The sequence below is a fragment of the Amycolatopsis sp. NPDC059027 genome (assembly GCF_042739735.1).
Taxonomy (GTDB): Bacteria; Actinomycetota; Actinomycetes; order Mycobacteriales; family Pseudonocardiaceae; genus Amycolatopsis.
In genome coordinates this window covers 107828-114557 of the sequence record NZ_JBHYIK010000009.1, presented here as the reverse complement: position 1 = coordinate 114557, position 6730 = coordinate 107828, and the positions used below count along the sequence as shown (strand labels likewise).

Here is a 6730-nt window from a genome sequence, read left to right as displayed (position 1 = left end):
GGCCCCCCCCCCGCGGCTCTGGGGCCGTGCGTTGCGGGCGATTTACGCCGCGGGGTCTGCGTGCAACGCCCCCTTCAGCTCACGGGGTGCAGCGGCCGCCGCGGATCGGGACGGGCGCGCTGGTGTAGACGTGCCTGCCGTCGGTGGCACGGATCTGGAAGCAGTACCGGCGTGCCGGGTCGACCGGGACGTCCATGGCGCGCTGGCGGTGCGCGACGAGCACCATCGTGTCGATCCGCTCGCCCGCCACGACAACGGCGAAATCGAGGTCACCGTCGGCGCGCCAGCTGAGGCGGACGCGGTCGCCGAGGTCGGCGGGCTGGGCGAGTTCGAGGTGCATGTCCGGGGCCTGTTCGGCGGGCGGCATGCCGTTCGCCGGCTGCGCGACCAGCGTCACCGGGCTGGCCTGCCCGGACACCTTCTCCGGCCCGGCGAGCATCGGCACCACGGCGAGACCCACGACGACGACACCCGCGCCCACCAGGATTCCGGTACGCCAGCCGGCGCCCGAAGCGGTGTTCCGCGTGGCGGTGGCCGGGCCGCCGAAGGTACGGATCAACGTGCGGCCACCGGGGTTCGCCGGTGCGGGCGGCGGCGCCACGGGTTCAGCGGGCACGGGCGCGGGCGCGGGCGAGACGGGCGAAGGCCTTGGCAGTTCGGCGAAATCGTCGAACTCGACGTCCTCCCGCTCCGGCTCGTCCTCGGGGGTTTCGGGCACAGCGGTCGTCTCGGTGCGCTCCGGTAGCTGCTCCTGGACAGGCGCGGGAACACCGTGACCTTGCGGCGCGCGGCGCAGGTTTTCGAACAGCTCCGCGACGGCGCCCGCCTCGTGGGGCCGCTCGTCCGGCTCCTTGGCCAGCAGCCGGATGACCATTTCGGACAGTCCGGCGGGCACCTGCGTGCCGCGGATCGGCGCCACCGGTTCCCGCAGTACCTGGAGAATCCGTTCGCCGGGTTGCTGCCCGGTGCGGCGCGGGAACGGCGGCGCGCCCGTCAACAGGGTGTACAGCACCGCGCCCAGCCCGTAGAGATCGGAGGCGGTGGACAACGTGTCGTCGCGCAACGTCTCCGGCGCGGTGTATTCCACCGCGTACATCGGATCGCGGGGGAACCGGCGGCGCAGCGCCTGCCCGAAGTCGGCGAGAAAGAACTCACCGGAGGCGCGGTAGAGCACGTTGTGCGGGGTCACCCCACCGTGCAGGACGTCCACCCGATGGGCTGCGGCCAGCGCCGAGGCGATCGCCGCGCCCAGCCTGAGCACGTCGGAGACGGGCAGGCGGACACCGGCGTCGAGCAGCCCGGCCAGCGATCCGTCGCACAGCCGCATCCGCACGCCCGAACGTCCCTGCGGGAACTCGACCAGTCCCTCGATCGGCAGGAGCGACGGCGTCGACCGGGCGGTGTCCAGCGCCTTGCGCTCCCGGTCGAGCCAGGCCGCGGTGTCGCGGTCGAACCGTTCGGGGAACACCTTGACGGCCTCGGCGCCGCCGTCGGCCGACCGGGCCGCGTAGACCGTGGCGATCGGGCCTTGGGCGACGAGCCGCAGGTCGACGGCCGCGTTCTCGATGCTCATGTGTCCATTCTCGCGCATCGAGGCCATTCCCACGTGCGTTTCGCGCGGCAGGTTCCTGCCTTCGGCGCCCGCGTCCGCGCGTGGTGCCCGAGGCTTCCCCTATGCAGACTGCCGGCCTGGTCCGACTCACCATCGCCACCCCGCATCGGCGTATCGACATGGCGTTACCGGAGCACATGGCCGTCGCCGAGCTCCTGCCCGGCCTGCTGGCACGCGCGGGCGAAGGGCTCGCCGACGACGGCGTTCCCGGAGGCGGCTGGGTGTTGCGCCGCGGTGACGGGACGGCGTTCGACCTCGATCGGACGCTCGGCTCGCACCGCGTGCGCGACGGGGAGATCCTGCACCTGACACCGCGCCGCGCCGACTGGCCGGAGCTGGAGTACGACGACGTGGTCGACGCCATCGCCACCGGCTCGGGGCAGACCGGTCGTGCCTGGGGCCCGCGGCACACCCGGCTGGCCGGGCTCTCCGCGGGCGCCGTGGCCCTGGTGCTGGGGCTGGCCGCGGTGCTGCGCGCCGGACCACCGTTGCCGGGCGCGGCGGCGTGGGCGCTCGGCGCGGCGGCGCTGTTGCTGATCGCGGGTGTCGCGCTGGCACGCGCGATGCGGGACGCCGGTGCCGGAGCCGTGCTTGCCGCGGTCGCGTTGCCCTACGCCTTCGCGGGCGGCGGTTTGCTGCTGGCGGGCGGCAATCCGGTGACCGGGCTCTCCGCCGGGCAGCTGGTGCTCGCGGGTGCGGCCCTGCTGCTGGCGGCGCTCGTGGGCTACCTCGGGGTGACCGCGGCGCAGACGCTGTTCGCCGGGGCGGTCATGGTGGGGCTGCTCACCGTGCTCGGCGGCTGGCTGGCCACTTTCGACGACGTCGCAGGGTACCGGTCGGCGGCCGTGCTCGGCGGGGCGCTGCTGGCGTTGTCCGGCGCGTTCGCCCCGCTGGCCCTGCGGCTGGGCCGGGTGCCGATGCCGGTGCTGCCGCGCAGCACGGCCGATCTGGTCCGCGACGATCCACAGCCGCCGCTCGCGCTCGTGCACGCCGCCGTGGCCAGGGCCGACGGTCTGCTCACCGGCATGCTGGCCGGGACGTCGGTGGTGGTGACGGTCTGCCAGGTGGTGCTGATCCGCGCGGGCGGCACCGCGCCCGTGGTGCTGGTTTCCGTGCTGGCACTGGGTTTCCTGCTGCGCGCGCGGCTGTATCCGGTCCTGCGTCAGCGCGTTCCGTTGCTCGTCACCGGGATGTCCGGGCTCGGCTGTCTCGCGCTCGGCCCGCTGATCGCGGACGGGGCGGGTGCGCTGCTGACGGCCGGTCCGCTGCTGTTCGCCGTGGCGGCGGGCGCGATCGCGTCCAGCGTCCTGCTCAGCACCCGCCGCGCGAATCCCTATCTCGGCCGGTTCGCCGAGTACTTCGAGATCCTGCTCATGGTCGCGATCGTGCCGGTGGCGTGCTGGGTGCTCGATCTGTATGCCGCCGTGCGCGGGCTGGGAGGCTGACCCGTGGCGTCCAAACGCGACCAGCTGCAGGCGTACCAGTTCCTCGTCCGGCGGGCGACGTCCGCGCTGGTGACCCGCGAGACCGATCCGGAGCAGCCGCCGTTCCGCCGCACCGGGAGCGCGTCGTTCGCCGGGATCGCGCTGGGCATCGTGTCGCTCGCCGCGGTCGGGGTGTACGGGATGATCGTGCCGGGCGGGAACACGGCCTGGCGCAAGGAATCCGCGGTGATCGTGGAGAAGGAGACCGGGACGAGGTACGTCTACCTCGGCGACCGGCTGCACCCGGTCGCCAACTACACCTCCGCGCTGCTGCTGCTCGGCGATCACCGCGCCACGGAACAGGTTTCCCGCGAGTCGCTGGCCGGGGTGCCGCGCGGGCCGCGGATCGGCATCCCGGACGCGCCGGACGCGCTGCCCGCCGCCGACCGGCTGCTCACCGGCTCGTGGTCGCTGTGTTCGGCGCCCGCCAGCGACGTGGCGGGCAGCCGGATCGAGGAGTCGGTGCTGCTGGCCGGGGCCGACCCGGCGGGCGGGGCCGGGCTGGGCGATCAGGCGCTGCTGGTGGAACTGGTGACGAACGGGGACCGGTATCTGGTCTGGCGGGGTCACCGGCACCGGATCGAGGACTACGGCGCGGTCGGCACCGGGCTCGCGCTGACCGCCGAACCGTGGGCACGGGTGGGCAGGCCGTGGCTCGACGTCCTGCCGGAGGGCGCCCCGATCGGGCCGCTCGCGGTGGCACAGCCGGGGGAGCCGTCGACGGCGGTGCCGGGCCGGGCCGACATCCGCGCCGGGATGCTGCTGGTGGTGCAGCCCTCGGGCGGCGGACGGCAGTACTACCTCGCCGAGCGGGACGCGCTGCGCCCGATTTCCGCGCTGCAGTACGACATCCAGCGGGCCGCCGCGCAGACGTCGGCCGCCTATCCGGGGGGTGAGCCGATGGCGGTTTCCCTGCCGCCGTCGCTGGCGACCACCTCCCGGCGGCTCGACCCGGCCGACGCCGTGGCGGGTGCGGCCCCAGCCACGCGGCCGTCGATCGCGCGGCTGCGGGACCGGGAGTCCACGGTGTGCGCCACCTTCGCGCCGGGCGGGACCGCGCCGCGGCTGACCGTCGATCCGGCGCTGCCGCCCGCGGATCCGATGGCGGCCACCTCGCGCCGGTCCGCGGACGGCACCCCGCTCGCCGACCGGGTGTTCGTGCCGCCGGGCAGCGCCGCGGTCGTCGAGGCGATGCCCTCGGCGCAGGCGCCGAGCGGAACCCTGACCCTGGTGACCGACCTGGGCCGCCGTTATCCGCTGGCCGCGCCGGACGTGCTGAAGATGCTCGGCTACCCGGCCGATCGCGCCGTCCGGCTGCCCGCCGGGCTGGTGGCACGGCTGCCGGAGGGCCCGGGGCTCGATCCGAACGCCGCGAAGAACCAGACGCTGGGCGGCTGAGCCCCTGCTGTCCGTCTACTGTGGATAGTGCGGTGCCTGCGGCGTCTGTCCGTCCACTCAGGACACATCGCGCGGATAGCGGGCGGCCCACTCGGCGGCGTAGCGGCTGTCGGCGAGCGGCGGATGGGCGGAAAAGTGCCAGAACGCGTCGTCGGCGACGGTTTCGGTCAAGTCGCGTAGTTCCAGCTGGTGCAGCCAGTCCGCGGGCAGGCTGGGGATACCGTACCGGGCACCGAGCATCGCCCCGGCCAGCGCTCCGGTGATCGCGCTTCGGCCGGAGTGGCCGACCGCGGACACCAGCGTCCAGCGCGGGTCGAAGAACCGCCGGAACACCGCGATCATCGTCCGTCCCACCGCGTCCACGGCGCTCTGCCCCGTGCCCGCCGCGTCCAGTTCCTCGTGGTCGGGGCGGATCAGCTCGACCCTGGCGCGGAGGGCGCCGGCGAATGCCCCGGCCACCGGGCCGGACACCGTTCCCACGTCCAGCTGCCGCTGAACGTGGATGTGCGGGGGATAGGCCGGGTCGGCCCGCCGGAAGAGCCGGGCGAACAGCTCCGCCAGCGCCGCCGCCGCGTCCGCCGTGGGTTCGTCGGCGCCGGCACCCGCCGCGAGCAGCCTGCCGGCTTCCGCGGCGGTCTTCTCGTCCGAATCCGGGGCGCCACCGCAGAGCGCGGCTGCCAGACCCGGCACGAGGAAGCTCACGTCGTCGCCGGGCCCGGCCGGAAGGGGCGTGCGATCGCGCAGTTCCGCGACTCGCGTCAACCAGCCGTCGTCGCCGCCGGTTTCCCGCCAGCGGCGCAGAGCACGGACCCCGACCGTCCGCAGGGCCGGGGTCACCGGGGCGGGCAGCGCCCGGAGCAGACCCTCGGTGTGGAACAGCAGTTGCTCGGTCAGCGGGCCGGGCCTGCCGACCCGGTCCAGCAGGCCGTCGCCGAACCGGGCCTGGATCTCCGGCGTGCTCAGCGTGTCCACCGCGAGGCCGAGGGACTCGCCCATGGCGAACCCGACGAAGGCCCCGGTGACGCGGTGCCACTGAAAGCCGGCTTCGTCGGCGTCCCGCCGGGAGAACTTGCCCGAACTCCCCGCGTGCGGCCGGACCCGGCCGAGCGCGTCGTACCTGGCCACCAGGCCGTTCGCCGTCAGGTCTTCCGGCCACTGCCGGCCGGACCGGTCTTCCCCTGGCGAGTCGACTCCGTCGGGGCGCACGCCGTTGCGCCGTTCCCACGCCCGGCCGACGACGAAGCGTTCACACTCCACTTCGGACAGTTCGAAACCGGCGGCCCTGGCTTTCGCCATCGCCTCGCGCAGACCGGCGAGCGGCTCGTCAAGCCCGAACCGCTCCGCGACGAGCCTGCCCGTTTCGGCCACCCACTCGGAGTACTCGGGTGAGACCTCCACGACCGGCGGCGACTTGCGGAACAGGGGCCACGCGGCCCGCGTGGCGGCCAGCTCGCCGGCGTCGAGCCGGTCCGACGGGAACGAACCGGGGTTGATCAGCAGGCCGGTGCCGGGAAAGTCTTCGATGACCGACAGCACTTCGGCGCGCGACCAGCGCGCGGTGCCCACCGGCAGGCGGCGCCGGGAGCTGTACACCCGCAGAAGCGTCCGGCCTTCCTCCCACTGCCGCTCCAGTGGCTGCCCGGTATACGGATCGAGGGGGATGAGCACTTCCGCGCCCAGCAAGCCGGACAGGTACTGGGCACGCTCGTAGCGTCCGGTCGCGGCGTAGCTCAGCAGATGCTCCAGCGGGGTGTCCATGGGCGGGTAGCCCAGCCGCTCCGGGCCCTGCTGATACTCCGGATTGACCCGCACTTCGTCCGTTGGCTCGCCGTCGGTGTACTTCCGCCAGGCGAGCACGGCGCTTCGCGGAACGCCGAGGTAGGCCACCCCGCTGTGCTCGAACTCCGGCTCGAGGATCTCCTGCCAGTCCGCCGCACCGGCCATGGCCACCGGCACGCTCGGCAGCCTGCCTTCCGGGCCGAGGTCGGGCCTGCGCAGCGCGCCGTCCGCACGCACGACGAGCGCGGGCTGCGGCACCAGCGCGGCCAGCCGGTCTCCCGTGTCGAGCGACCGGACCGAGTCGTAGGGGACGTACCAGCCTTCCGGCACGCGCACCACGTTTTCGTGGTCGACCCGCACCGCGTGCTCGCCGTCGGTCAGGTCGGCGGACGTGCCGGAACGCAACCAGTGCTCGACCTTCTCGACCGCTTCCCGCGCTTCCATCGCTTCTCCTTCG

At 74.1% G+C, this 6730-nt stretch carries 4 protein-coding genes; 2 read left to right on the top strand and 2 right to left on the bottom strand.

From position 1 onward, the window contains the following. Positions 1-79: 79 nt before the first annotated feature. Positions 80-1573, bottom strand: coding sequence for a serine/threonine protein kinase (locus ACFWY9_RS08770; RefSeq protein ID WP_378325493.1), 1494 nt, complete (start codon positions 1571-1573; stop codon positions 80-82). A 101-nt stretch (positions 1574-1674) separates the two neighbouring features. On the opposite strand from ACFWY9_RS08770, the gene eccD reads away from it, so the two are divergent. Continuing rightward, complete coding sequence (eccD, locus tag ACFWY9_RS08765; RefSeq protein ID WP_378325495.1) at positions 1675-3057, top strand: type VII secretion integral membrane protein EccD; 1383 nt, start codon at positions 1675-1677, stop codon at positions 3055-3057. A gap of 3 nt (positions 3058-3060) precedes the next feature. Then, positions 3061-4494: a type VII secretion protein EccB gene (gene eccB / locus ACFWY9_RS08760; protein WP_378325497.1), complete on the top strand. Its 1434-nt coding sequence runs from the start codon at positions 3061-3063 to the stop codon at positions 4492-4494. A 57-nt stretch (positions 4495-4551) separates the two neighbouring features. Here the strand turns inward: eccB and ACFWY9_RS08755 are convergent, their stop codons facing one another. Next, positions 4552-6717, bottom strand: coding sequence for a YrhB domain-containing protein (locus tag ACFWY9_RS08755; protein ID WP_378325498.1), 2166 nt, complete (start codon positions 6715-6717; stop codon positions 4552-4554). Positions 6718-6730 lie beyond the last annotated feature (13 nt).